Genomic DNA, 24,303 nt, shown 5'->3' with positions numbered 1-24,303 from the left:
TTGCGTGGGCGTCACGCACCATCGCAAGGGCGGGGAGAGAAACACGTCATGCACACCACTGCGCAGGCCGGTGAGCCGGGAGCGGCCGAACGCCGTCGGCGGGAGCTTCTGGAGGCGGCGGACCGCGTCGTGCTGCGGGACGGCCCCAAGGCCTCGATGAACGCCATCGCCGCCGAGGCGGGCATCACGAAGCCCATCCTCTACCGGCACTTCGGCGACAAGGCGGGGCTCTACCAGGCCCTCGCGGTCCGGCACACCGACGCCCTGCTGGACTCGCTGCGGGCCGCCCTCGACGCGCCCGCCGAGCGGCGCCGCCGGGTGGAGGCCACCCTCGACACCTATCTCGCCGCCATCGAGGCCCGGCCCCAGGTGTACCGGTTCCTGATGCACCCGGCCGAGGACTCGCAGAGCACCGAGCGCGGCTTCGACGTGGGCCTGCACTCGGCCCCGCTGCTGCGCCGGCTCGGCGAGGAGCTGGCGCAGGTCATCGGCGAACGCGTCGACCTCGGACCGGGCGGCGAACGCACGGCCCGGATCTGGGGCCACGGCATCGTCGGCATGATGCACGCGGCCGGGGACTGGTGGCTCGGCGAACGCCCCTGCGGCCGGGCCGAGCTGGTGGCCGGCCTCACGGACCTGCTCTGGGGCCGGCTCGCCACCGCGGGCAACCGCCTGGACGGCCCCGGGTTCTAGCTTCGGCCCCTGTCGTCGCGGGCGGGACCCCACGGCGCCTTGCGGACGGCCCGGCGCAGCCGGCGGGCGCGCAGCCCGGTCACCCGGTCCGCGTACACGGTGCCGTCGAGGTGGTCGCACTCGTGCTGGAGGCACCGGGCGAAGAAGCCGGTGCCCTCGATCCGCACCGGGGAACCGTCCGAGGTCACCCCCTCGACGACCGCCCGGTCGAAGCGGACGGTGCCCGCCTCCAGGCCCGGGAGGGACAGGCAGCCCTCCGGGCCGCGGAACTCGTCCCCGTCGGCGAGGACCAGACGCGGATTGACGACGTGGCCGACGTGGCGGACGTCATCGTCGTCGGGGCAGTCGTAGACGAAGACCCGCTGCCCGACGCCGACCTGGTTCGCGGCGAGGCCGACGCCCTCGGCGGCGTACATCGTGGCGAACATGTCCTCGATGAGACGGTCGAGTTCGGGGCCGAAGGCGGTGACCTCCGCGCAGGCGGAATGGAGCACCGGATCACCCAGCAGGCTCATGGTGCGGACGAGTCCGGTGGTACCGGGGATGGGGCGCTGTCGCATGGCCGTAAGGGTACGACGGGCGAATATATGAGGAGATCCGCGGCGTCCCTGGGGCGCCGCGGTCAAGGCCCCGGCCGGTACTGGATAGGCTGGGGCCGACCGACGCAAGGAGGACAAGGGACGATGGCAGGCAACACGGAGCCGCTTTCGCCGCGGGCCAAGCTGGCCGTGACGGCGGGCAAGGCCGCGGCGGCGGTGTCGCGGGCCGCGGGACGCGGAAGCGGATCGGTGATCGGTGGCAAGGTCGCACTCAGGCTGGACCCCGATCTTCTCGGCGCGCTGGCGCAGCATCTCGATGTCGTCCTCGTCTCCGCGACGAACGGCAAGACCACGACGACCCGCCTGATCGCGGAGGCCCTGCGGGCCAGCGGTCCGGTCGTCTCGAACGCGCTGGGCGCCAACATGCCGGCGGGCATCACCTCCGCCCTGGCCGGCGGCTCGGACGCCAAGTACGGCGTCATCGAGGTCGACGAGAAGTACCTGGCCGGGGTGGCCCGGGACGTCACCCCCAAGGTGATCGCCCTGCTGAACCTCTCCCGCGACCAGCTGGACCGCGCGGCCGAGACCCGCATGCTCGCCGAGAAGTGGCGCGAGGGCCTCCAGGGCTCCAAGGCCGTGATCGTGGCGAACTGCGACGACCCGCTGATCGTGTGGTCGGCGTCGTCCTCGCAGAACGTGGTGTGGGTGGCGGCCGGCCAGGAGTGGAAGGACGACGCCTGGTCGTGCCCCTCCTGCGGCGGCGTCATGCAGCGACCGGGCGACGACTGGTTCTGCGGGGAGTGCGGCTTCCGCCGCCCCACCCCGAGCTGGGTGCTCTCCGGCGACCACGTGCTCGACCCGCACGGCAGCGCATGGCCGATCCACCTCCAGCTGCCGGGCCGCGCGAACAAGGCCAACGCCGCCACCTCGGCCGCCGTGGCCGCCGTGTTCGGCGTGCCCCCGCAGGTCGCGCTGGAGCGCATGTACCAGGTCCAGGCCGTGGCCGGCCGCTACGACGTGGTGAACTTCATGGGCCGTGAGCTGCGGCTGCTGCTCGCGAAGAACCCGGCGGGCTGGCTCGAAACGTTTTCGCTGATCGACCCGCCGCCCACGCCGGTGATCCTTTCGGTGAACGCGCGCGGCGCCGACGGCACGGACACGTCCTGGCTGTGGGACGTGGACTACCCGCGCCTCGCCGGCCACCCGATCTTCGTGATCGGCGACCGCAAGCTGGACCTCGCGGTCCGCCTGGAAGTGGCCGGTCTGGACTTCCGGGTCTGCGAGACCATCGACGAGGCCGTGCAGCTGGCGCCGCCCGGTCAGATCGAGCTGATCGCCAACTACACCGCCTTCCAGGACGTGCGCCGCCGCGTCGGCAACTAGCACCCCGTCAGAACCGCAGAGGACAAGAGCATGAGCGACAACAGCCTGCGTCTGGTGTGGGTCTACCCGGACCTGCTCAGCACGTACGGAGACCAGGGCAACGCCCTCGTGGTGGAGCGCCGGGCGCGCCAGCGCGGCCTGGACGTGCAGCGCGTGGACGTGCGCAGCGACCAGCCCATCCCCACCTCGGGCGACATCTACCTGATCGGCGGCGGCGAGGACCGGCCGCAGCGGCTGGCCGCGGAGCGGCTGCTGCGCGACGGCGGCCTGGAGCGCGCCGTCTCGAACGGGGCGATCGTCTTCTCGGTGTGCGCCGGGTACCAGATCCTCGGCAAGGAGTTCGTCAACGACATGGGCCAGCGCCAGGAGGGGCTGGGCCTGCTGGACGTCGTGACCGTGCGCGGCGAGGGCGAGCGGTGCGTCGGCGACGTGCTGGCGGACATCGACCCGCGCCTGAACCTGCCGCCGCTGACGGGCTTCGAGAACCACCAGGGCGTCACGCACCTGGGTCCGACCGCCAAGCCCTTCGCCCGGACCCGGCTGGGCCGCGGCAACGGCACCGGCGACGGCACCGAGGGCGCGTACAGCGACACCGTCTTCGGCACGTACATGCACGGCCCCGTGATGGCCCGCAACCCGCTGATCGCCGACCTGCTGCTGAAGCTGGCCCTCGACGTGAACGCGCTGCCGCCCCTGGACGACCGCTGGTACGAGGCCCTGCGCAACGAGCGCATCGCGGCGGCCACGCAGCCCGCGTAGCCCGCCCGGCACCTGCCGTACCGTCCGTCGGCCCGGATCCCCCAGGGGGTCCGGGCCGACGTCCGTTCGCACAATTGTTCTGACCAGCATGTGGAGGATGGTTCAGTCCACCGGGAATCCGCTTGTAGGCTGGCAGGTAGTTCCAACCGGACGACGTGGTCCGGTCGTCGGCCCACGTTGCAAAGGTTCTTCCTGCCATGCGCATTGGTGTGCTCACTTCCGGCGGCGACTGCCCCGGCCTCAATGCCGTCATCCGTTCCGTCGTGCACCGCGCCGTGGTCGACCACGGCGACGAGGTCATCGGCTTCCACGACGGCTGGCGCGGCCTGCTGGAGTGCGACTACCGCAAGCTCGACCTCGACGCCGTGGGCGGCATCCTGGCCCGCGGCGGCACCATCCTCGGCTCCTCCCGCGTCCAGCCCGCGCACCTGCGCGACGGCGTGGAGCGGGCCCGGGGGCACGTCGCCGACCTCGGCCTGGACGCGATCATCCCGATCGGCGGCGAGGGCACCCTGAAGGCCGCCAACCTGCTCGCGCAGGGCGGACTGCCGATCGTCGGCGTGCCGAAGACCATCGACAACGACATCGCCTCGACGGACGTCACCTTCGGTTTCGACACGGCCGTGGGCGTGGCCACCGAGGCCCTGGACCGGCTGAAGACCACCGCCGAGTCCCACCAGCGCGTGATGGTCGTGGAGGTCATGGGCCGCCACACCGGCTGGATCGCCCTGCACTCGGGCATGGCGGCGGGCGCGCACGCGATCGTCGTGCCGGAGCGCCCCTTCGACATCGAGGAGCTAACGGCGATCGTCGGCGAGCGCTTCTCGGCGGGCAAGCGGTTCGCGATCGTCGTGGTCGCCGAGGGCGCCAAGCCCGCTCCGGGCTCCTCGATGGCCGTCGAGGAGGGCGGTACGGACATGTACGGGCACGAGCGGTTCGCCGGCATCGGCAACCGGCTCGCCGTCGAGCTGGAGGCGCGGCTCGGCAAGGAGGCCCGTCCGGTCATCCTCGGCCACGTCCAGCGCGGCGGCACCCCCACCGCCTACGACCGCGTCCTCGCGACCCGCTTCGGCTGGCACGCGGTGGAGGCGGCGCACCGGGGCGAGTTCGGGATGCTGACGGCCCTGCGCGGCACCGACATCGTGATGGTGCCGCTGGCCGAGGCCACGTCGACCCTGAAGACCGTTCCGGCGGACCGGTACGAAGAGGCACAGAACGTCCTGTGATGTTTCCCCCCTGCTGAGTGCCGCCCCCGGACGCGATCGCGTCCGGGGGCGGCACTACTGTGGTGGAGCGCCACAGTCAAGGGAGTGAACAGATGGATCACAGCGGTCACGGCATGGACATGAACATGGACATGAACATGGACCTGCCGCCGTTCACCCTCGGGCGCGGGCTGGAGTTCTCCTTCGACGCCTTCTTCCTGTTCGGCTCCCTGCTGGGGCTGACCCTGTACGGGTGGGGCGTGCTGCGCCTGCGCCGGCGCGGGGACGCCTGGCCGGTGGGCCGGACGGTCGCCTTCGTGGCGGGCGTGCTGAGCGTGGCGCTGATGATGTGCACCAAGCTGAACGACTACGGCATGGTCATGTTCAGCGTCCACATGGTCCAGCACATGGTGATCAGCATGATCAGCCCGATCCTGCTGCTGCTGGGCGCGCCGGTCACGCTGGCGCTGCGCGCGCTGCCGCCCGCCGCCCGCGGCACCAAGGGCCCCCGCGAGCTGCTCCTGATGCTGCTGCACAGCCGGTACATGCGGATCGTCACGCACCCGGCCTTCACCATCCCGATGTTCATCGCCAGCCTCTACGGCCTGTACTTCACCCCGCTCTTCGACTTCCTGATGGAGTCGAGGACCGGCCACATCGCGATGATGGTCCACTTCCTCGCGGTCGGCCTGATCTTCTTCTGGCCGATCATGGGCGTGGACCCGGGCCCGCACCGCCCCGGCTACGTGATGCGGATGCTGGAGCTCTTCGCGGGCATGCCCTTCCACGCCTTCTTCGGCATCGCCCTGATGATGGCGAGCGAGCCGATGATCAAGACCTATCAGAACCCGCCGGCCTCCCTCGGCATCGATCCGCTGCTCGACCAGCAGTGGGGCGGCGGCATCGCCTGGGCGTTCAGCGAGATCCCCTCGGTACTGGTGCTGATCGCGCTGGTCTACCAGTGGTACCACTCGGAGCAGCGCGCGGCGAAGCGCTCGGACCGGGCCGAGGAGCGCAACGGCGACCAGGAGCTGGAGGCGTACAACGCGTACCTCGCCTCGCTCCAAGGGCGCGGCCAGTAGCGCTCGGGCCGTCCCAGGCGCCACCATGGGGCATGACCGGATCCGTTAAGGCGATGGCGGTGACGACCTTCGCCGCCCTGGTGGCCGTCTCCGCGTACTCCGTGGCGCTCGGCAGCAACGGCTGGCTGTGGTTCGGCTGGGTGGTGCTGGGCCTGCTGACCCTGGGGATGGCCGCCGCCGGCAGCGCCTGAGCGGGCCGCGTACGCCTCGCTCCCGGTCGGACGCGGAGCGACCGTCGGGCGAAGGGAAGCACCGGGTGTTCTACCACTTGCTCAAGCACGTGCTGCTCGGACCGCTGCTGCGGATGCTGTTCCGGCCGCGGATCGAGGGGCTGGAGAACATCCCCGCGGAGGGGGCGGCGATCGTCGCGGGCAACCACCTGTCCTTCTCCGACCACTTCCTGATGCCCGCGATCCTGAAGCGCAGGATCACCTTCCTGGCGAAGGCCGAGTACTTCACCGGACCGGGCCTCAAGGGCCGGCTGACCGCCGCGTTCTTCCGCAGCGCCGGCCAGATCCCGGTGGACCGCTCCGGCAAGGACGCCGGTCAGGCGGCCCTGCGCGAGGGGCTCGGGGTGCTCGCCCGGGGCGAGCTGCTCGGGATCTACCCGGAGGGCACGCGCTCGCACGACGGGCGGCTCTACAAGGGCAAGGTCGGGGTGGCGGCGATGGCACTCGGCGCCGGGGTGCCGGTGGTGCCGTGCGCGATGGTCGGCACCTTCGAGATCCAGCCGCCGGGCCGGAGGATCCCGAAGATCCGGCGGGTGACGATCCGATTCGGCGCACCGATGGAGTTCTCCCGCTACGCGGGCATGGAGCGGGAGCGGGCCGTCCTGCGCGCCGTCACGGACGAGATCATGTACGCGATCCTCGGCCTCTCGGGCCAAGAGTACGTGGACCGGTACGCCACCGAGGTCAAGGCCGAGGAGGAGGAGAAGCGGAAGAAGGCCCGGCGCGGACCGCGCTGAGCCTTCTCCCTCGTCACTTCTCCGGATCCTTAACGGACGGCCGGGAGCTCCTCACGCACCGCGAGCCCGTCGGCCGGGGCCTGGGCGAGCGACTTGGCGGCGGCCGGGGCCGGCGCCACCGGGGTGGCGTGCGGACCGCACTTGACGTCCTGCGCGTCGACCTTGCCGGTCAGCAGGTAGGCGTCCACGCGGGTGTTGATGCAGGGGTTGACCAGGCTGGTCACACCGTGCGAGCCGGCGTTCTGCTCGGTGATCAGACGCGAACCGGCCAGACGGCGGTGCAGCTCGACACCACCCTCGTACGGGGTGGCCGCGTCACGCTCGGACTGGACGATCAGGACCGGCGCGATACCGCGCTTGGCACCGACCTCGATCGGGGTGCTCTGCTTGGACTTCCAGGTCGCGCAGGGCAGGTTCATCCAGGCGTTCGACCAGGTCAGGAAGGGGTACTTCTTGTGGAGCGCGGTGTTGTCGCGGTCCCACTTGGCCCAGCTGGTCGGCCACTTGGCGTCGGCGCACTCGACCGCGGTGTAGACGGCGTTGCCGTTCTCCGAGGCGATGTTGCCCGCGGTGTCGGACATGTCGGGGGCGACGGCGTCGATCAGCGGCTTCTCGTCACCGGCGGCCCAGGCGCTGAACGCCTGCGCGACCGGCACCCAGGAGGAGTCGTAGTACGGCGCCTTCTGGAAGAAGCCGAGCAGCTCGTTCGGACCGGCCACGCCGCCGAGCGGGTTGGCCTTGGCCTTGCCGCGCAGCTCCAGCCACTTGGCCTCGACCTTGGCGCGGGTGTCACCGAGGTGGAAGGAGGCGTCGTTCTTGGCGACCCAGTCCTCCCAGTCGTTCCAGCGCATCTGGAAGGCGACGTCCTGCTCCAGGTTGGCCTGGTACCAGATGTTGTCCTGCTTGGGGTTGACCACGCTGTCGACGATCATGCGGCGCACGTGGGACGGGAAGAGGGTCGCGTAGACCCCGCCCAGGTAGGTGCCGTAGGAGACGCCGAGGTAGTTCAGCTTCTGCTCACCGAGGGCGGCCCGGATCACGTCCAGGTCGCGCGCGGTGTTGGGGGTGGTCATGTGCGGCAGCATCTCGCCGCTGCGCTCCTTGCAGCCGTCCGCGTACTCGGCGGCGAGCTTGCGCTGGGCGCGCTTGTCGGCCTCGTTGGACGGGACCGGGTCGGCCTTGGGGGCCTTGACGAACTCCTGCGGGTCGATGCAGGAGATCGGCGCGGAGTGGCCGACGCCGCGGGGGTCGAAGCCCACGAAGTCGTAGGCCTTCGAGGTGTTGACCCACAGCGGGCTCTTGTTGGTGATCCGGAGCGGGAAGCGCATGCCGGAGCCGCCCGGGCCACCCGGGTTGTAGACGAGCGCGCCCTGGCGCTCCTCCTTGGTACCGGTGCTCACGGCGCGGTCGACCGCGAGGTCGATGGTCTTGCCGAAGGGCTTGGTGTAGTCGAGCGGGACCTTCACCCAGCCGCACTGGACCGGCTTCGCGAAGCCCCAGTCGGCAGGACAGTCCTTCCAGTCGATGCCGGCGCGCGCGGCGCGGGCGGCGGCGATCTGGGCGCCGACCGCTTCCGCGGCCCCGTTGTCCCGGCCGGCCGAAGCCGCCGAGGCGGACGGCGCGAGCAGCAGGCCCGCCGCCAGTGCGCCGGTGATCAGAGTGGCAGCGCTCCCCAGCGCCGCAGTGCGTATCACGTGGTTGTTCCCCCTGCTCATGTGCCGCCGTGGGCGGCCGGATTCGGTCGAGTTCGGTCGTCGGCGTGCAGGGGGATCCTTTCGCCTGACCGATACCCAACAACAGAGCAAGGTCGAGTTCTTTGCCAACCCGATAACCGGAAACGGGTGTACCGCTGAGCGGTGTCCCATTCGCCCCGAGTGTGACCCGCCGTCACCACCCGTACGCGCGGGCCGCCTCGTCCAGCAGCTCGCGCAGCCGCAGCGCGTCCGGGGCCAGGGCCGTCACGAGCACCGCGGGACCCGCCAGCGGGGTGGCCGCCGCGAACTCCCCGAGCACCCGCGCCCCGGGCGGGTCGGATTCGAACCGCGGGTCCACCACCAGCAACTGGCCGAGCGCCCGGTGGCCCGCGATGCCCGCCGGGCCGTCCCAGCCCCCGGGGGAACCGGGTCCGCAGGACAGTTCCTGGTCCAGCAGGGGCCGGCCGCCCCGGGTGACCGTGAGCCGGGCACGCAGCGTACCGGGGTCCTCCCCGGTACGCCCCAGCACCTGTTCCTCGCGGAGCATCAGCCGGGCGCCGGGCGCCAGTTCGGCCCGGGTGCGGACGCGCAGGTCGCTGCCGCGCACGGAGACCAGCTGCTCCGGGAGCCAGCGCACCTCCGCGTCCTCGGCGAGCGAGAGCCGTACGTCGTACCGCGCGGGCTCGCCGCCCCGGCCGGGCAGGGCCAGGGTGGCGGCCGCCGAGCGCAGTGCGAGCCGGGCGCCCGGCCCGGCGTCGGCCTCCACCGCGAGGTGGTCGCCGCCGAGGGGGGCGCTCATCGCGCCGACCAGCATCACCCCGGCCTCGGCGCCCTCGTCCCGGGTGCGGCGCAGGGCCAGCGGCCCCTCCCCGGCCAGCAGGGGCAGGGCGGTGCCGCCGCGCCCGTCGCGGACGGCGCCGATCCGGGCGGTGGCCCGCAGTCCGGCCGGGGGCGGCGCGGTGGTGGCGGGGGCCGCGGCGGTCACCGTACGACCCAGGCGGCGATCCGCTCGCGCACCCACGCGGCGACCGGGGCCACTCCCTCGGTGCCGCGCAGGGACTGGAAGGCGACGGGCAGCTCCCCGCGCTGGGCGGCCGCGTCACGGGCCATCCGCTCCAGGTCGGAGCCGACGTGCGGGGCGAGGTCGGTCTTGTTGACGACCAGCAGGTCGGCGGTGGTGACGCCGGGGCCGCCCTTGCGGGGGATGTCGTCGCCGCCGGCCACGTCGATGACGAAGATCTGGGCGTCGACCAGGCCGCGGGAGAAGGTGGCGGTGAGGTTGTCACCGCCGGACTCGACGAGGATCAGGTCCAGCGGTCCCACGCTGTCCTCCAGCTCCTCGACGGCCTCCAGGTTCGCGGAGATGTCGTCGCGGATGGCGGTGTGCGGGCAGGCACCGGTCTCGACGGCGCTGATCCGCTCGGGCGGCAGGACCGCCTCGCGGAGCAGGAACTCGGCGTCCTCACGGGTGTAGATGTCATTGGTGACGACGGCCATGGACAGCTCGGCCCGCAGGGCCCGGCAGAGCGCGGCGACGGTCGCCGTCTTGCCGGAGCCGACGGGCCCGCCGAGTCCGATGCGCAGGGCGCGGCGGGTGCCGTCGGCGCGGTGCGGGTCCGCGCTGTGGGTGTGGCGCTGGGGGTAGGCCACGTCGTGGTCGAGGTGCACGGGGTCTCCTAGGAAGTGGTGGGGGTGGCCGGCCGGGGCGCGGTCCGCTCAGGAGGCGAAGAGGCGGACCGGCCAGTCGGCGTGGACCTGCGCCGCGATCTCCAGCAGGGGCGAGGAGGGGGCGGGCAGCGCGTCCGTGCCCCCGGTACGGGCGAGCAGGGCGGCCTCGGCAGCCCGGGCGGCCACGGCGTCGAGTTCGGGTGCCAGCCGGGCCAGTACCGCGCTGGCCTCGAAGGGGTCCAGGCCGAGCAGCCGGACCGTCGCGGTCGCCGGACCGCTGACGCTCTCGTACGCCGCCACGTGGGCGGCGTCGAGCGCCCCGAGCCCGGCCGCGCGGGCGGCCGTCCCGAGCACCACGGGCTGGTGCGCCCCGCGCGGGAAGGCCGCGGCCAGCGCGTCGAGCCCGGGGTCGGGCCAGGTGGCTCGGGCGGCCCGCATGAGCTGTCGGCCCAGGCGGCGCGCGGCGGCGCGCAGCGCGGGCGAGGGTGTACGGGCGTCGGCGGCGGCGTCGAGCTCCACCGGGTCGAGGCCGAGGGCGGCGGCCGCCGCGAGGGAGGCGGCGGTGAGCCCGGCGGTGTGGAGGCGGCCCCGGCAGAAGTCGGCCAGGGTCGCGGCGTCGTGGATCCGGCCCGCCTTGCAGGCGGCCTCCGCCCCGCCGGAGTGCGCGTGGCCTCCGGCGGGGAAGCGGCCGTCCGCGAGCACGAGCAGCGCGGCGAGGCTCATCGGCCGGGCTCCCTCGGGGAACGCTCCGTCAGGGTGTGCCGCATCAGAAGAGGAAGTATCTCTGTGCCATGGGCAGTTCCGTCGCGGGCGCCGGCTCCACGGCCTCCCCGTCGATGGTGACGGTGAAGGTGTCGGCGTCGACCTCGACCCGGGGCATGGCGTCGTTGTTGCGCATGTCCGCCTTGCCCACCTTGCGCGTGTTCTCGATGGCCGTGAACTGCTTGCCGAGACCGAGCCGTTCGGGCAGCTCGTCGTCGAGCGCGGCCTGCGCGGTGAAGTTGATCGAGTTCAGTCCGGGTGCGCTTCCGATGCTGCCGAACATGGGGCGGGGCAGGATCGGCTGCGGGGTGGGGATGGACGCGTTGGCGTCGCCCATCTGGGCGTAGGCGATCTGACCGCCCTTGACGACCACCTCGGGCTTGACCCCGAAGAAGGCCGGCGTCCACAGCACCAGGTCGGCGAGCTTGCCCACCTCGACCGATCCGACCTCGCGGGAGAGGCCCTGCGCCACGGCGGGGTTGATCGTGTACTTGGCGACGTAGCGACGGGCCCGGTGGTTGTCGGCGGGGCCGTCACCGGGCAGGAAGCCGCGTCGCTTCTTCATCACGTGCGCGGTCTGCCAGGTCCGCAGCACGACCTCGCCGACCCGGCCCATGGCCTGGGAGTCGGAGGAGATGATGGAGATGGCCCCGAGGTCGTGCAGCACGTCCTCGGCGGCGATGGTGGAGGGCCGGATCCGGGACTCGGCGAAGGCGAGGTCCTCGGGGACGGCCGGGTTGAGGTGGTGGCAGACCATCAGCATGTCGAGGTGTTCCTCGACGGTGTTGACGGTGTGCGGCCGGGTGGGATTGGTGGAGCTGGGCAGGATGTTCGGCTCGGAGACCACGGTGATGATGTCGGGCGCGTGCCCGCCGCCCGCGCCCTCGGTGTGGTACGAGTGGATCGTCCGCCCGGCGATGGCCGCGAGGGTGTCGCCCACGAACCCGGCCTCGTTGAGGGTGTCGGTGTGGATGGCGACCTGCGCGCCGGTCTCGTCGGCGACGCTCAGGCAGGCGTCGATGACGGCCGGGGTGGCCCCCCAGTCCTCGTGGATCTTGAAGCCGAGGGCGCCGCCGCGCAGCTGGGAGTGCATGCCCTCGCGGGACATGGTGTTGCCCTTGCCGAGCAGGCCGATGTTGACCGGGTAGGCCTCCAGCGCCGCGAACATGCGGGCCAGGTGCCAGGGGCCGGGGGTGACGGTGGTGGCCTTGGAGCCCTCGGCGGGGCCGGTGCCGCCGCCGACGAGGGTGGTGATGCCGGAGGCGAGGGCCTCGTCGATCACGGTCGGCGAGATGAAGTGGATGTGGGTGTCGATGGCGCCCGCGGTGAGGATCTTCCCGTTGCCGGCGATGATCTCGGTCTCGGGCCCGATGACGAGCGCGGGCTCCACCCCGTCCATGGTGTCGGGGTTGCCCGCCTTGCCGATGCCGCAGATCCGGCCGTCGCGGATGCCGACGTCGGCCTTGACGATGCCCCAGTGGTCGAGGATCACGACGCCGGTGATCACCGTGTCGGGGGCGCCCTCGGCGCGGGTCGTGCGGGCCTGTCCCATGGACTCGCGGATGACCTTGCCGCCACCGAAGACGGCCTCGTCACCGGAGTTGCCGGGTCCGCCGCTGAGGTCCTGCTCGATCTCGACGAAGAGGTCGGTGTCGGCGAGCCGGATCCGGTCGCCCTTCGTCGGCCCGAAGAGGTCGGCGTACTGCCGACGCGAGATCTCAGCCATCGAGCGGCCCTCCGGTCTCTCCACGCAGTCCCGGTACCGTGCGCAGCCCGCCCAGCGGTACGAGCTCCACGGCGACGGGGATGCCGGGCTCGAAGCGGACGGCGGTGCCGGCGGCGATGTTCAGGCGCAGCCCGTGGGCCGCCCGGCGGTCGAAGTCGAGGCCGGGGTTGGCCTCGGCGAAGTGGTAGTGGGAGCCGACCTGGACGGGCCGGTCGGCGGAGTTGAGCACGGTGAGGCGGGTGACGGGGCGGCCCTCGTTCAGGCACACCGGACCGTCCCCGAAGGCGATTTCGCCGGGGATCATCTGGTCGCTCCCGTTCAGACGATGGGATCGTGGACGGTGACGAGCTTGGTGCCGTCCGGGAACGTGGCCTCGACCTGGACGTCGTGGATCATCTCGGGGATGCCCTCCATGACCTGGGCGCGGGTGAGCACGGTGCGGCCGGAGGCCATCAGCTCGGCCACGGTCCGCCCGTCACGGGCGCCTTCGAGGATGTGCGAGGTGATGAGCGCGACGGCCTCGGGGTGGTTCAGGAGGACCCCGCGCGACCTGCGCTTCTCGGCCACGTCGGCCGCAACGTGGATCATGAGTCTTTCTTGTTCGTGCGGTGTCAATTGCACCTGATATCACCAAGCTTCCGGGACATGATCAACATCGCGCCGCAGCGACCGTACCGGCCTTCAACACTCTGTTGACCTGTGCATATCCATGCCAAGCATGTCTTGCCCAACGCAGAGAGAGGCTTTCCGTCCCGATCACCGGCCTTTTACCGGCCCATGGCTGTTCGTTGGCGGAGGAGCCCGGTCCCTCACGTTAGGGCCCGCATTTTTCCGCCGAGTTAACCCACGTTTCGGGAAGGCGCGCGGTTCACCTGTCCGGGCCCGCGGCGGCGCGGCCGCCGTATACGACGGCGGGCCGGGAAGGGGCGCGGGTCAGCAGCCGCGGGTCAGCAGCCGCGGGCCGTCCGCGCGGGGGCTCCGGCCGGCCAGGGGAGGGCGATCCACACCGTCTTGCCCCCGTCCGCGGTCGGGCTGACCGAGAGCCGGCCGCCCGCCTCCGCCGCCAGCCAGCGGATGATGACCATCCCGCGGCCGTTGTCCTGCTGGACGGCGGCGGGCAGCCGCCTGGGCCAGCGCGGGTGGCTGTCGGTGACGCCGACGCGCAGCCACTCCTCGCGCTCCAGGCGGACGTCGACGGTGAAGGTCGGGGACTGGCCGAAGGTGTGCTGGACCGAGTTGGTCGCGAGCTCCGAGACGATCAGCCGGACGGTGTCGGCGGTCTCCGCGTCCTCCGGAAGCCCCCATTCGCCGAGCACCTGCGCGACGTACCGGCGGGCGGCGGCGACCGAGACCGGATCGCTCGGCAGAGTGACGGATGCTTCCAGCTGATCTGCCATGGCGACGTCCCTTTCCCACCGGGACGGAACCGCCCCGGATCTACGCTGAGCGCCAGAGTGCCACCCATCGTGCCGCCGTTTCCGCCGATCCCCCAAGATATGCATATATCTGTCGCTCAATGCGGTGAACTCTGCTACGGAAGAGCGTATTTGGACGGCAGACCGGCACGAGCCGTGCCGGTGGAAGGAGAGCGGGTATGCAGCACGGTCCCGCGGTGCGTCGGCGCAAGCTCGGCGAGGAGTTGCGCGCCCTCCGTGACCGCTCCGGACTCACCAGTGGCGAGGTGGCCCGGATCGTCGGATGGCACCAGTCGAAAATCAGTCGCATCGAAACGGGCCGCAGCGGCGTGAAGTCGGCGGACATCCGGCTCCTGCTCGACGCCTACGGGGAGGTGGTGGGTCCGCAGCAGCGCGCCCTGCTGGAGGCCCTGGGCGCCTCGGCGGCCGGCCCCTCGGCACACGGGGACGCCGCGCGCGGACGGCAGTGGTGGCACGACTACCGGGGCCTGCTCCCGCAGGAGTACCGCGACTTCATCAGTCTGGAGGCGGGGGCCCGCGCGGCCCGGACGGTGGAACTCTCCGTCGTGCCCGGCCTGTTGCAGACCCCGGAGTACGCGCGGGCCGTGACCCGGGCCGCGCTGGGCGGGCTGCCGGAACCGAAGGTGGACGCGCTGGTCGACGTACGACTGGCCCGGCAGGCCGTGCTGCGGTCGGATCCGCCCCTGGAGCTGAGCGCCGTCCTGGACGAGGCGGTGCTGCGGCGGCAGATCGGCGGGCCGGGGGTGATGCGCGAGCAGCTGAGGCATCTGGTCGAGGTGGCCCGGCTGCCCCAAGTGCGCTTGCAGGTACTCCCGTTCACCGTGGGGGGGCATCTCGGCCTGACGGGCCCCTTCGTCATTTTCTCATTTCCGAACATCGCCGATCTGGATGTGGTGGTACTCGACCATTTGACGAGTAGCCTCTATCTGGAGCGGAAGGAAGACCTGGAAGCCTACGGCGCCGCATTCCGCACCATCCAGGCACACGCCCTCCCGCCCCGTGACTCGTCGGATCTCATCAGCTCACTCGCTGACGACACGTAAGGAGGCACCCCCCGTGTCCGCAACCCCCTTATCCACCAGCGGACTTCTGAACAGCGCGCGGTGGCGGCGGAGCAGCCGCAGCACCGGAATGAACAACTGCGTGGAAGCGGCCGCCCTCACCGGCGGTCTGCTGGCCGTCCGCGACTCCAAGCGGACGGACGGCCCGGCCGTGCTCTTCACCGGGCCGGCCTGGGACGGCTTCCTCGCCTCGGTCCGGGCGGACCTGCACGACCCGGTCGCACCGGGCCGCTGACGCCTACCGGTCCGTGGCTCCGGCCGGAGCGGTCCGCAGGACCGTCCCGACGGCCCGGCCGATCTCGTCCCCCGTGAGATCGGCCCGAGCGGTTAGCCGCAGCCGGGAAATGCCGTCCGGCACCGACGGCGGACGGAAGCACCCCACGGACAGACCTGCCTCGCGGCAGTCGGCGGCCCAGCGCAGTGCCGCCGAAGCCGACGGGGCCCGCACCGACACCACGGCCGCGTCCGGCCGGGCCGCGGTCAGGCCGGACGCGGTGAGCCGCTCGTACAGTTCGGCGGCCACCTCCCGGACCCGGGCCGCACGCTCCGGTTCGCGCCGGAGCAGACGCAGGCTCGCCAGTGCGGCGCCGGCGGCGGCCGGGGCCAGCCCGGTGTCGAAGATGAAGGCGCGCGCGGTGTTGACCAGGTGCCGGATGACCTTGGCCGGGCCCAGTACCGCCCCGCCCTGGCTGCCCAGCGACTTCGAGAGGGTCATCGTCGCGACCACGCCGGGCGCGCCCGCCAGCCCCGCGGCGTGCAGGGCGCCCCGGCCCCCCTCGCCGAGCACCCCCAGACCGTGCGCGTCGTCCACCACCAGGGCGGCGCCCTCGGCCCGGCAGGCCGCGGCGTACGCGGCGAGCGGGGCGGCGTCCCCGTCCACCGAGAAGACCGAGTCGGTGACGAGCAGGGCGCGCCCGCCGTGGGCGGCGAGGGTCTTGCGGACGGGTTCCGGATCGCTGTGCGGGGTGACCGCGACCTCGGCGCGCGAGAGCCGGCAACCGTCGACGATCGAGGCGTGGTTCCCGGCGTCGGAGACCACCAGCGTGCCGCGCTCGCTCAGCGCCGTCACGGCGGCGAGGTTCGCGGCATATCCGGAGGAAAGCACCAGAGCCGCTTCGAAACCGGCGAAATCGGCGAGTTCCCGTTCGAGTTCGGTGTGCAGCTCCGTGGTACCCGTGACCAGGCGGGAGCCGGTGGCTCCGGCACCCCAGCGTTCGGCCGCCTCGCACGCCCCGCGCACGGTCTCGGGATGCCGGGACAGACCCAGGTAGTCGTTGCTCGCCAGGTCCAGCAGGGGCGAGGAGGCGGGCCTCGGGCGCAGCGTCCGCACCAGCCCCGCCTGCTCTCGGGCCCGCTCCGCGCCGTCGATCCAGGCGAAGACGTCCTCGGGTTGCGGGGTGTGCTGCGTCATCGGCGGTCCTCGTGTTTTGTCGGCAGTCGACAGATCTGCTCGACCCTAGCCGCCGCGACCCGAGGGACTGGTGTGGCGATCCACACACTCCCTTCAGGCCATGTTGTCCGATCTCTCCTTGGCCGGGAGTGGTCGCGTGGTCCAGGATCGGGCCCATGGACCTGCTGAACACCCTGGTGGAAAAGGGACTGCGGCGCGAGCTGCCGACCCGTGAAGAGGCGCTCGCCGTACTGGCGACCTCCGACGACGAACTGCTCGACGTGGTGGCCGCTGCCGGCAAGGTGCGCCGCCAGTGGTTCGGGCGCCGCGTCAAGCTGAACTACCTGGTCAACCTGAAGTCGGGGCTCTGCCCCGAGGACTGCTCGTACTGCTCGCAGCGGCTCGGCTCGAAGGCCGAGATCCTCAAGTACACGTGGCTGAAGCCCGAGGAGGCCTCCCAGGCCGCCGCCGCGGGCGTCGCCGGCGGCGCCAAGCGGGTCTGCCTGGTGGCCAGCGGACGCGGCCCGACCGACCGCGACGTGGACCGCGTCGGCAAGACCATCGCGGCCATCAAGGAGCAGAACGAGGGCGTCGAGGTGTGCGCCTGCCTGGGTCTGCTCTCCGACGGTCAGGCCGAGAAGCTGCGCGACGCGGGTGCGGATGCCTACAACCACAACCTCAACACGTCCGAGGCCACGTACGGCGCGATCACCAAGACGCACACCTACGCGGACCGTGTCGACACGGTGCAGAAGGCGCACGCGGCCGGCCTGTCGGCCTGCTCCGGCCTGATCGCCGGCATGGGCGAGAGCGACGAGGACCTGGTCGACGTCGTCTACTCGCTGCGCGAGCTGGACCCCGACTCGGTGCCGGTCAACTTCCTGATCCCCTTCGAGGGCACCCCGCTCGCCAAGGAGTGGAACCTCACCCCGCAGCGCGCCCTGCGGATCCTGGCGATGGTCCGCTTCGTCTGCCCCGACGTCGAGGTCCGCCTCGCCGGCGGTCGCGAGGTGCACCTGCGCTCGATGCAGCCGCTGGCCCTGCACCTGGTCAACTCGATCTTCCTCGGCGACTACCTCACCAGCGAGGGCCAGGCCGGCCAGGCCGACCTCGACATGATCGCGGACGCCGGATTCGAGGTGGAGGGCGCCGGTACGTCGACCCTGCCCGCGCACCGCTCCGACGTCACCGCCGGCGGGGGCTGCGGCTCTCACGCGGGCGGCGCCCCGGTCTGCGGTTCGGGCGGCCCGGCCGACGCGGCCGAGGGCGGCTGCGGTTCGGCGTGCGGCGGCTGCTCCGGGCACGCCGACGAGGCGCCCGCCCAGGCCCCCGCCCAGGCGGAGGCGGGCGAGGTCCGCCCCGACCTCGTCGCGGTGCGCCGCCGCGGTGCGGGAACGGAGCTCGCGCCCAATGCGTGACCCGTTCCCCCTGCACGACCCGCTCGACCGGATGTCCGGCACCGCGCAGCTGATCGACCTGGACCGGCAGCACGTCTGGCACCCGTACGGCCCGATGCCCGGGCGGCAGGAGAACCTGGTCGTCTCCTCCGCCTCGGGCGTCCGGCTGCGGCTCGCCGCCCCCGCGCAGGGGCAGGAGGAGCTGGTCGACGGCATGTCCTCCTGGTGGTCGGCGATCCACGGCTACAACCACCCGGTGCTGAACGAGGCGGCGACGGCCCAGCTCGGCCGGATGTCGCACGTGATGTTCGGCGGGCTCACCCACGAGCCCGCCGTCCGGCTGGCCGAGAAGCTCGTCGAGATCACCCCGGCCGGACTGGAGCACGTCTTCCTGGCCGACTCGGGCTCGGTGTCCGTCGAGGTCGCCGTCAAGATGTGCCTGCAGTACTGGCGTTCGCTCGGCCGCACCGGCAAGACCCGGCTGCTGACCTGGCGCGGCGGCTACCACGGCGACACCTGGCAGCCGATGGCCGTGTGCGATCCCGACGGCGGCATGCACGAGCTGTGGCAGGGCCACCTGCCCCGGCAGGTGTTCGCCGACGCCCCGCCCGGGGGCTTCGAGACCCCCGTGGACCCGGCGTACGCCGACCACCTGCGCACCCTGATCGCCGCCCACGCGGACGAGCTGGCCGCGGTGATCGTCGAGCCGGTGGTCCAGGGCGCGGGCGGCATGCGCTTCCACAACCCGGGCTACCTGCGGGTGCTGCGCGAGCTGTGCGACGAGTACGGGGTCCTGCTGATCCTGGACGAGATCGCGACGGGCTTCGGCCGCACCGGCGCGCTCTTCGCCGCCGACCACGCGGGGATCACCCCGGACGTGATGTGCCTCGGCAAGTCGCTGACCGGCGGCTACCTCACCCTCGCGGCCACCCTCTGCACCCGGCGGGTCGCCGACGGGATCTCCCGGGGAGAGGTGCCGGTGCTCGCGCACGGCCCGACCTTCATGGGCAACCCCCTCGCCACGGCGGTGGCGCTCGCCTCGATCGACCTGCTGCTCGGGCAGGACTGGGCGGGCGAGGTCAAGCGGATCGAGGCGGGACTGCGCGAGGGGCTCGAAGGGGCCCGCGCGCTTCCCGGGGTCCGGGACGTACGGGTGCTGGGCGCACTCGGAGCGGTCCAGCTCGACCACCCCGTCGACGTGTGGGCCGCCACCCGGGCTGCGGTCCGGGAGGGCGTCTGGGTGCGGCCGTTCCGCGACCTGATCTACGTGATGCCGCCCTACGTCACCGGCGACGCCGATCTCGCACGGATCTGCCGCGCCGTCCTCGCGGCCGCCAGGGAAGGCTGACATGCCCGTACTCGTCGTGTCCGGAACGGGCACCGAAATCGGCAAGACCGTGGTCACCTCGGCGATCGCGGCGGCCGCCGTGGCCGCCGGGCGTTCGGTCGCGGTCCTCAAGCCGGCACAGACCGGCGTCGGCCCCGGGGAGCCGGGGGACGCCGCCGAGGCCGTCCGCCTGGCCGGCCCGGCCGTCACCACGCTGGAGCTGGTCCGCTACCCCGAGCCCCTGGCGCCGGACACCGCCGCGCGGCGCTCCGGGCTGGCGACGCTCGCCCCCGCCGCCATCGCGGAGGCGGCCTCGCGGCTCGCCGCCGACCACGACCTCGTCCTCGTGGAGGGCGCGGGCGGGCTGCTCGTGCGCTTCGACGAAAAGGGCCACACCCTGGCCGACGCGGCGCGGCTGCTGGCGGCCCCGGTGCTGGTCGTCGCCCCGGCGGGACTCGGGACGCTGAACTCCACCGCCCTGACGGCGGAGGCCCTGCGCGCCCGGGACCTGAGCCCGTTCGGGGTGGTGGTCGGCAGCTGGCCCGCCGCGCCCGACCTGGCGGCCCGCTGCAACCTCGCCGACCTGCCCGACGTGTCGGGGATCCCGCTGCTGGGGGCCGTCCCGGAGGGGTCCGGGGCGCTGGAGCCCGCCGCGTTCCGTACGGCCGCCCCCGGCTGGCTGGCCCCCCGCCTGCACGGCACCTGGTCGGCGGAGTCCTTCCTGGCGGAGTGGCCGGCCTGACTCCCCGCCGGCGCGGCCGGTCACGCGCGGGCGGGGAACCCGTGCGCGCGGAGCGCGGTGGACGGGGTCGTCGCGTCGGCGGGTGCGGGCCCTGCGGGCGGGCCGGTTCCCGTCCCCCGATCCGGTCATCGGGCCGGTCGGGGGGCCAACCCGTCCCCCCATCCGGTCATCGGGCAGGGCAGGGGGCCAACCCGTTCCCGGTCGGCGTCGGGCGGTCGTCAGTGGCCGCCCTTCGGTTCGCGGCAGCCGCCCTCCGCGTACGGCCCGTGGGCCTCGACCCGGGCCGGGGTGCCCGACGTCCCCTCCACGCACGGCCCGCTCCCGGGGATCCAGAGGGCGAAGCCGGGGCCCGTTCCGCCGGCCCCGTCGACCACGTCACCGGGGCCGACCGGGTACCCGAGGCCCCGGAGCAGCCCGGTCAGGTCGGCGGCGGTACCCGGCGGCTTCCCGGCGAGCGCCGACCTGATCCGCGCCGCATGGGCGTCTCCCCGACACGTGCCCTCGGGGGACAGCCCGGCCTGTTGCCGGTAGCCGTGGTTCTCCGCGTACTTGCGCGCCTCCGGGTCCGCCGGAAGCTCCCGCTCCGCGGGGGACGAGGCGGGGGCACCCGACCCGGCCCCGGCGCAGCGCGCCGCCACCTCGGCGAAGAACACCTCCGGGCCGGGCGGGGCCGCCGCCTTCGGGCGCTCCGCCGGAGCCGCCTCGCAGCCGGTCAGCAGCAGCGCGACGGCGGCCAGCAACCCGGCGGCCGTGAGCGGGACACGGGTGGTGCGGGATCTCACGTGGTCTCCCCTTCCTCGCGGGCGCCGTCCCCAAATGCGCTGCCCGGACTGCCGATTATCACCTCACGCCCCGCGGGCACTCGCGGCCGCGCTCGCGGCCGCGCTCCCGGACCGTGCCCCAGACCCGTACTCCCGGCAGCGGTTCCCGGCATTCCGGTTTCACCGCGCGCCGGTACGGGGATCCTGCCCGGCAGGGCACGCGCACCCGTGTCCGCCCCCCGAACCGCGCCAGGAGGTCCGCCGTGCCGCCCGCACCTCCCCCCGATCCGGTCCACCACCCGCACTTCGCCCGGTTCTACGCCCGCGCCAGCACCGCCGCCGAGACCCGCATCGGCATGGGCGTCCTGCGCCGGGAGCTCCTGCACGGGGTCTCCGGCCGCGTCATCGAGATCGGCGCGGGCAACGGCCTGAACTTCGCGCACTACCCGCGTGCCGTCTCCGAGGTCGTCGCGGTCGAACCGGAGCGCACCCTGCGCCGCCTCGCGGCCGCGGCGGCGCTGCGCGCCGAGGTGCCGGTGGACCTCGTACCGGGGGTCGCGGAGGCCCTTCCGGTGAAGAGCGAGGCCTTCGACGCCGCCGTGGCCTCCCTGGTGCTGTGCACCGTACGCAACCTCCCCCGCGCCCTCGCCGAGCTCCACCGGGTGCTGCGGCCCGAAGCGGAGCTGCGGTTCCTGGAACACGGACTCGCCCCCGGTCCCGGTATGGCCACCGTCCAGCGGACGCTCGACCGGACCGTGTGGCCCCGCCTGTTCGGCGGTTGCCACACCGCCCGCGACCCGCTCGCCGCGATCGAGGCGGCCGGCTTCCGGATCGTCTCGCACCGCTCCTTCCGCCTGCCCGAGCGCGGCCCTGCCCTGCCCACCTCCTACTGCGTCATCGGCACGGCCCGTCGCTCCCGCGACTGACCGCTCCCTCCCCCGGCGGGTCCGCGAACCCGGCCTTCAGCAGGTCGCGGAGCCAGCGGTGTCCCGGGTCGGCGGCGTTGCGGGGGTGCCAGGCCATCCCGATGTCGAGCGGGGCCAGGTCGAGGGGGATGGGGAAGGTCCGCAGGCCCAGTGCGGAGATCGTGTCGGTGAGCCAGTCCGCCGGCGTGAGCGCGACGAGGTCGCTGTCGCGGGCGAGCAGCATCGCGCTCGTGTGGCTGGGCACGATCACCGCGGTCCGGCGTCGCAGCCCGAGTTCCGCGAGCGCGCCGTCGATGGGTCCCACGCGCTTGCCGAGCCGGGAGATGCCGATGTGGTCGGCAGCGGCGAAGCTGCGGGCGTCGATCCGCCGGCCGAAGAGGGGGTGACCGCTGCGGGCGACCCCGACCAGCCGCATCCGGGTGAGGGGCCGGGTCAGGATCTCGGGGTCCAGGTGCCCGAGGACACCGAGTTCGACGTCCACCCGGCCCTGCCGCAGCGCCGGGCCGCCTTCCACCGACTCCGGGAGGAAGACCACGTCCACGTTCGGGGCCTCCGCGTGGATGCGCTCGGTCAGCGCCCCCGCCAGCCCCACCAGGAGCAGGTCGGTGGCCTGCACGGTGAAGGTGCGGTGGAGGTGCGCGGGGTCGAAACCGGCCCCGGGGCGCAGGACGTTGTCGCATCCGCGCAGCAACGCCCTTACCTCCTCGCGGAGTTCCAGGGCGCGCGGGGTCGGGACCAGCCCCTGGCCCGCCCGGACCAGCAGGGGATCGCCCACGGTGCGGCGGAGCCGGGCCAGGGTGCGGCTGACCGCGGCGGGGGAGGTGCCCAGCCGCTCCGCGGCGCGGGTCACGCTGTTCTCCTGCAGCAAGGCGTCCAGCGCCCGCAGCAAATTGAGATCCATGAACACTCCTGAGCTGTGTTTTTACGCCTGGATCAACTATCGGATGTCGATCCTTGCATGGCTGTGGAGGCGTTCGGTGCCCAGAGTGGGAGGGGCCGCGGGAACACGCGGCGTTGCCTCCTCCTCCTCCCTCAGGGATCCTCCATGCAGCAGTTCTCGCGCGCCGGCCGTGCCGGCGACGTCCTCGCCGTGGTCAGCCAGAGCGGACCGACGGTCTCGTTCTTCGACGCCGCCTCCGACCGGCACCTCGGCTCGGTGGAAGTCCTCGCCGAGCCCCACGAGTTGTGCTTCGACCCCACGGAGCGCCTGCTGTGGTGCACCACGGCGTACCGTTCGGGCTACTACCACGCGAACGGCGGCCGGCGCACCGAACTGACCGTCATCGACCCCGACACCCGCCGGATCGTCGAGGTCGTCGACCTCGCCCCGGAACACGGTCCGCACGGCCTGGCACTGGACCCGGCCCGCCGGCTCCTCTACGTCAGCGTCGAGGGCTCGGCGGACCGGCCCGGCGGCGTCGTGGTCGTCGACACCCGGACCCGTCGGCCGGTGGGCAGGATCGACACCGACGCGCCCGGTCCGCACTGGTTCGCCATCGACCCGGCAGGCAGGACGGGTTACGCCACCAACAAGGAGGCGCCGTTCGTGTCGATCGTCGACCTCGAGCGGGGCGTCCTCACCGGCAAGGCCGAAGTGCCGGGCAGCGAGGGCCTGGCCGTCTCCGCCGACGGCACGCACGCCTTCGTGGCCGCGCCCTACGCCGGTTCCTTCTCCACCGCCGAGGAGCGGCCGACCCCGGGCATCCGGGTGGTCGACGCCCGGACGGCGTCCGTCGTCGACACCCTGCCCACGCGCGACGTGGTCCTCCCGGTGCACCTGACGTCGACGGGGAAACTGCTCGCGGGCGAGCTGTGCATGACCCCCGACCCGAACTCCCGGCTCGGCAGCCACGCCCCCGGCCGTCTCACGGTCTTCTCCGCCGAAACCCGCGAGCGGCTCGGCGAGGTGGAGGTCGGGCGCTTCCCGCTGACCATCACCTCCTCGCCGGACGGCCGGATCGCGTACGTGGCCTGCGTGATCTCGTCCACCGTCGACATCGTCGACCTGGAGACGCTGGGGACCCTGGCCCGGCTGGACATCGCCAAACTCGCCGAACCCGGCGCGCACGGCCTGGCCTACATCCCCCGCCCCTCCTGACCCACCCGCACGCCCCGAACGGCGAAGACCGGGGCGCGGGGAGGGCGGCCCGCCACCTCCGGCGACGTCGGCCCGCGGTGACCGCCGTGCCCGGCGGGACGCGCCGGACCCGGCGTACGGCCCCGGTGCGCGCGCGTTCACCCGCCCGGCGGATCCGGGTCCCGGTCCCGGTTCACCCGGCCGCCGGCCTTCCGACTCCCCGCCGGGACCGGGCCCGCACCCGGGGCCGGGCCGGCGCGGGAGCCCCTCCTCACGCCCGCGCGAACGGCTTCACCCACCTGCGCCAGCGGTCCTCGCGCTCGTAGCCGGCCGCCGCCCACATCCGGTGCGCCCGCTCGTTCGCCTCCAGGACCATCGCGTCACCGCGCCGGCCGCCGACCGCGACGAAGCGCAGCTCGGCCGCCTCCAGCAGCGCCGAAGCGATCCCCTGGCGGCGGTGGGCGGGCAGTACGGCGAGCCGGTAGAGGGAGGCCCGCCATCCGTCCCAGCCGGCGATCACGGAGCCGACGAGGACCCCGTCGGACTCCGCGAGGATCAGGGCCTGCGGGTCACGGGTGACGAGCCGGGTCACGCCGTCCACGTCGTCCGTGATCGAGGTGCCCTCGGCTGCCTCCTTCCAGAAGGCGAGCACGTTCTCGGCATCGGCCGCGGCGGCGGTCCGTATCTGAAGTCCGGTCATGCGCGGGA

27 protein-coding genes are annotated in these 24,303 nt (G+C 73.0%); 14 read left to right on the top strand and 13 right to left on the bottom strand.

Annotation, left to right across the window (positions count from 1 at the left end; genetic code table 11):
• Window positions 1-48: 48 nt before the first annotated feature.
• Window positions 49-693, top strand: a complete 645-nt coding sequence (locus tag OG295_RS30655) for a TetR family transcriptional regulator (RefSeq protein ID WP_371679851.1) — start codon at window positions 49-51, stop codon at window positions 691-693.
• On the opposite strand, the gene def is transcribed toward OG295_RS30655, so the two are convergent.
• Window positions 690-1,253, bottom strand: coding sequence for a peptide deformylase (def, locus tag OG295_RS30650; protein ID WP_371679850.1), 564 nt, complete (start codon window positions 1,251-1,253; stop codon window positions 690-692). The two genes, OG295_RS30655 and def, sit on opposite strands and share 4 nt — an antisense overlap.
• A 123-nt stretch (window positions 1,254-1,376) precedes the next feature.
• On the opposite strand from def, the gene OG295_RS30645 reads away from it, so the two are divergent.
• From OG295_RS30645 to OG295_RS30620, 6 genes are all read left to right on the top strand, one after another.
• Window positions 1,377-2,615 carry a MurT ligase domain-containing protein gene (locus OG295_RS30645; RefSeq protein ID WP_266837476.1) on the top strand — a complete coding sequence of 413 codons (1,239 nt, stop codon included), beginning with the start codon at window positions 1,377-1,379 and terminating at the stop codon, window positions 2,613-2,615.
• Between the two features lie 30 nt (window positions 2,616-2,645).
• Window positions 2,646-3,374, top strand: coding sequence for a type 1 glutamine amidotransferase (locus OG295_RS30640; protein WP_100661023.1), 729 nt, complete (start codon window positions 2,646-2,648; stop codon window positions 3,372-3,374).
• A 197-nt stretch (window positions 3,375-3,571) separates the two neighbouring features.
• Window positions 3,572-4,600 carry a 6-phosphofructokinase gene (locus tag OG295_RS30635; RefSeq protein WP_280920392.1) on the top strand — a complete coding sequence of 343 codons (1,029 nt, stop codon included), beginning with the start codon at window positions 3,572-3,574 and terminating at the stop codon, window positions 4,598-4,600.
• A 92-nt stretch (window positions 4,601-4,692) separates the two neighbouring features.
• Window positions 4,693-5,661 (top strand): cytochrome c oxidase assembly protein, encoded by a 969-nt coding sequence (locus OG295_RS30630; protein ID WP_371679849.1) that lies wholly within the window; start codon window positions 4,693-4,695, stop codon window positions 5,659-5,661.
• Window positions 5,662-5,693: 32 nt separating this feature from the next.
• Window positions 5,694-5,852 (top strand): hypothetical protein, encoded by a 159-nt coding sequence (locus OG295_RS30625; protein WP_167456808.1) that lies wholly within the window; start codon window positions 5,694-5,696, stop codon window positions 5,850-5,852.
• Between the two features lie 65 nt (window positions 5,853-5,917).
• On the top strand, window positions 5,918-6,628 hold the full coding sequence (locus OG295_RS30620; protein WP_371679848.1) for a lysophospholipid acyltransferase family protein: 711 nt from the start codon (window positions 5,918-5,920) through the stop codon (window positions 6,626-6,628).
• A 29-nt stretch (window positions 6,629-6,657) separates the two neighbouring features.
• Here the strand turns inward: OG295_RS30620 and OG295_RS30615 are convergent, their stop codons facing one another.
• From OG295_RS30615 to OG295_RS30580, 8 genes are all read right to left on the bottom strand, one after another.
• The gene (locus tag OG295_RS30615) at window positions 6,658-8,322 is read right to left on the bottom strand and encodes an alpha/beta hydrolase (RefSeq protein WP_371679847.1); all 1,665 of its coding nucleotides are present in this window, start codon (window positions 8,320-8,322) and stop codon (window positions 6,658-6,660) included.
• A gap of 193 nt (window positions 8,323-8,515) precedes the next feature.
• The gene (locus OG295_RS30610) at window positions 8,516-9,307 is read right to left on the bottom strand and encodes an urease accessory protein UreD (protein ID WP_371679846.1); all 792 of its coding nucleotides are present in this window, start codon (window positions 9,305-9,307) and stop codon (window positions 8,516-8,518) included.
• Window positions 9,304-9,990, bottom strand: coding sequence for an urease accessory protein UreG (gene ureG / locus OG295_RS30605; RefSeq protein ID WP_371679845.1), 687 nt, complete (start codon window positions 9,988-9,990; stop codon window positions 9,304-9,306). The genes OG295_RS30610 and ureG overlap by 4 nt, the downstream gene beginning before the upstream one ends.
• Window positions 9,991-10,038: 48 nt before the next feature.
• Window positions 10,039-10,713 carry an urease accessory protein UreF gene (locus OG295_RS30600; protein WP_371679844.1) on the bottom strand — a complete coding sequence of 225 codons (675 nt, stop codon included), beginning with the start codon at window positions 10,711-10,713 and terminating at the stop codon, window positions 10,039-10,041.
• Between the two features lie 43 nt (window positions 10,714-10,756).
• Entirely contained in the window at window positions 10,757-12,478 is a 1,722-nt protein-coding gene (locus OG295_RS30595) for an urease subunit alpha (RefSeq protein ID WP_371679843.1), read from the bottom strand.
• Window positions 12,471-12,782, bottom strand: a complete 312-nt coding sequence (locus tag OG295_RS30590) for an urease subunit beta (protein ID WP_371679842.1) — start codon at window positions 12,780-12,782, stop codon at window positions 12,471-12,473. The genes OG295_RS30595 and OG295_RS30590 overlap by 8 nt, the downstream gene beginning before the upstream one ends.
• A gap of 14 nt (window positions 12,783-12,796) precedes the next feature.
• Window positions 12,797-13,099 (bottom strand): urease subunit gamma, encoded by a 303-nt coding sequence (locus OG295_RS30585; RefSeq protein ID WP_100661014.1) that lies wholly within the window; start codon window positions 13,097-13,099, stop codon window positions 12,797-12,799.
• 326 nt (window positions 13,100-13,425) lie between these two features.
• Window positions 13,426-13,875: an ATP-binding protein gene (locus OG295_RS30580; RefSeq protein WP_371679841.1), complete on the bottom strand. Its 450-nt coding sequence runs from the start codon at window positions 13,873-13,875 to the stop codon at window positions 13,426-13,428.
• 197 nt (window positions 13,876-14,072) lie between these two features.
• Here OG295_RS30580 and OG295_RS30575 point away from each other — a divergent pair, with 197 nt between their 5' ends.
• Together OG295_RS30575 and OG295_RS30570 are read left to right on the top strand one after the other, a co-directional pair.
• Window positions 14,073-14,957, top strand: coding sequence for a helix-turn-helix domain-containing protein (locus tag OG295_RS30575; RefSeq protein WP_371679840.1), 885 nt, complete (start codon window positions 14,073-14,075; stop codon window positions 14,955-14,957).
• A 13-nt stretch (window positions 14,958-14,970) separates the two neighbouring features.
• A complete protein-coding gene (locus OG295_RS30570; protein WP_266837501.1) occupies window positions 14,971-15,210 on the top strand; it encodes a DUF397 domain-containing protein in 240 nt (79 codons plus the stop codon).
• A 3-nt stretch (window positions 15,211-15,213) separates the two neighbouring features.
• Here OG295_RS30570 and OG295_RS30565 read toward each other — a convergent pair whose 3' ends face one another.
• On the bottom strand, window positions 15,214-16,386 hold the full coding sequence (locus OG295_RS30565; RefSeq protein ID WP_371679839.1) for an 8-amino-7-oxononanoate synthase: 1,173 nt from the start codon (window positions 16,384-16,386) through the stop codon (window positions 15,214-15,216).
• A gap of 155 nt (window positions 16,387-16,541) precedes the next feature.
• Between OG295_RS30565 and bioB the strand changes: the two genes are divergently transcribed.
• From bioB to bioD, 3 genes are read left to right on the top strand one after another with little or no spacing between them, the layout of a single operon-like run.
• Window positions 16,542-17,783 carry a biotin synthase BioB gene (gene bioB / locus OG295_RS30560; RefSeq protein ID WP_371679837.1) on the top strand — a complete coding sequence of 414 codons (1,242 nt, stop codon included), beginning with the start codon at window positions 16,542-16,544 and terminating at the stop codon, window positions 17,781-17,783.
• Complete coding sequence (locus OG295_RS30555; protein WP_371679836.1) at window positions 17,776-19,110, top strand: adenosylmethionine--8-amino-7-oxononanoate transaminase; 1,335 nt, start codon at window positions 17,776-17,778, stop codon at window positions 19,108-19,110. Before bioB ends, OG295_RS30555 begins: the two co-directional genes overlap by 8 nt.
• Before the next feature lies 1 nt (window position 19,111).
• Window positions 19,112-19,831, top strand: coding sequence for a dethiobiotin synthase (gene bioD, locus OG295_RS30550; protein WP_371679835.1), 720 nt, complete (start codon window positions 19,112-19,114; stop codon window positions 19,829-19,831).
• 218 nt (window positions 19,832-20,049) lie between these two features.
• Here bioD and OG295_RS30545 read toward each other — a convergent pair whose 3' ends face one another.
• Entirely contained in the window at window positions 20,050-20,613 is a 564-nt protein-coding gene (locus tag OG295_RS30545) for a hypothetical protein (RefSeq protein ID WP_371679834.1), read from the bottom strand.
• Between the two features lie 242 nt (window positions 20,614-20,855).
• On the opposite strand from OG295_RS30545, the gene OG295_RS30540 reads away from it, so the two are divergent.
• The gene (locus tag OG295_RS30540; protein WP_371679833.1) at window positions 20,856-21,518 is read left to right on the top strand and encodes a class I SAM-dependent methyltransferase; all 663 of its coding nucleotides are present in this window, start codon (window positions 20,856-20,858) and stop codon (window positions 21,516-21,518) included.
• Here OG295_RS30540 and OG295_RS30535 read toward each other — a convergent pair.
• Window positions 21,487-22,419: a LysR family transcriptional regulator gene (locus OG295_RS30535; RefSeq protein ID WP_371679832.1), complete on the bottom strand. Its 933-nt coding sequence runs from the start codon at window positions 22,417-22,419 to the stop codon at window positions 21,487-21,489. The two genes, OG295_RS30540 and OG295_RS30535, sit on opposite strands and share 32 nt — an antisense overlap.
• Before the next feature lie 144 nt (window positions 22,420-22,563).
• Between OG295_RS30535 and OG295_RS30530 the strand changes: the two genes are divergently transcribed.
• Window positions 22,564-23,616, top strand: a complete 1,053-nt coding sequence (locus tag OG295_RS30530) for a YncE family protein (RefSeq protein WP_371679831.1) — start codon at window positions 22,564-22,566, stop codon at window positions 23,614-23,616.
• Window positions 23,617-23,866: 250 nt separating this feature from the next.
• Here OG295_RS30530 and OG295_RS30525 read toward each other — a convergent pair whose 3' ends face one another.
• Window positions 23,867-24,295 (bottom strand): GNAT family N-acetyltransferase, encoded by a 429-nt coding sequence (locus tag OG295_RS30525; RefSeq protein ID WP_371679830.1) that lies wholly within the window; start codon window positions 24,293-24,295, stop codon window positions 23,867-23,869.
• Window positions 24,296-24,303: the final 8 nt, after the last annotated feature.

Origin of the sequence: Streptomyces sp. NBC_01276 (genome assembly GCF_041435355.1) — a bacterium.
Classification (GTDB): domain Bacteria; phylum Actinomycetota; class Actinomycetes; order Streptomycetales; family Streptomycetaceae; genus Streptomyces.
The sequence above is the reverse complement of the archived record's forward strand: the minus strand, read 5'-3'. Positions and strand labels throughout refer to the sequence as shown.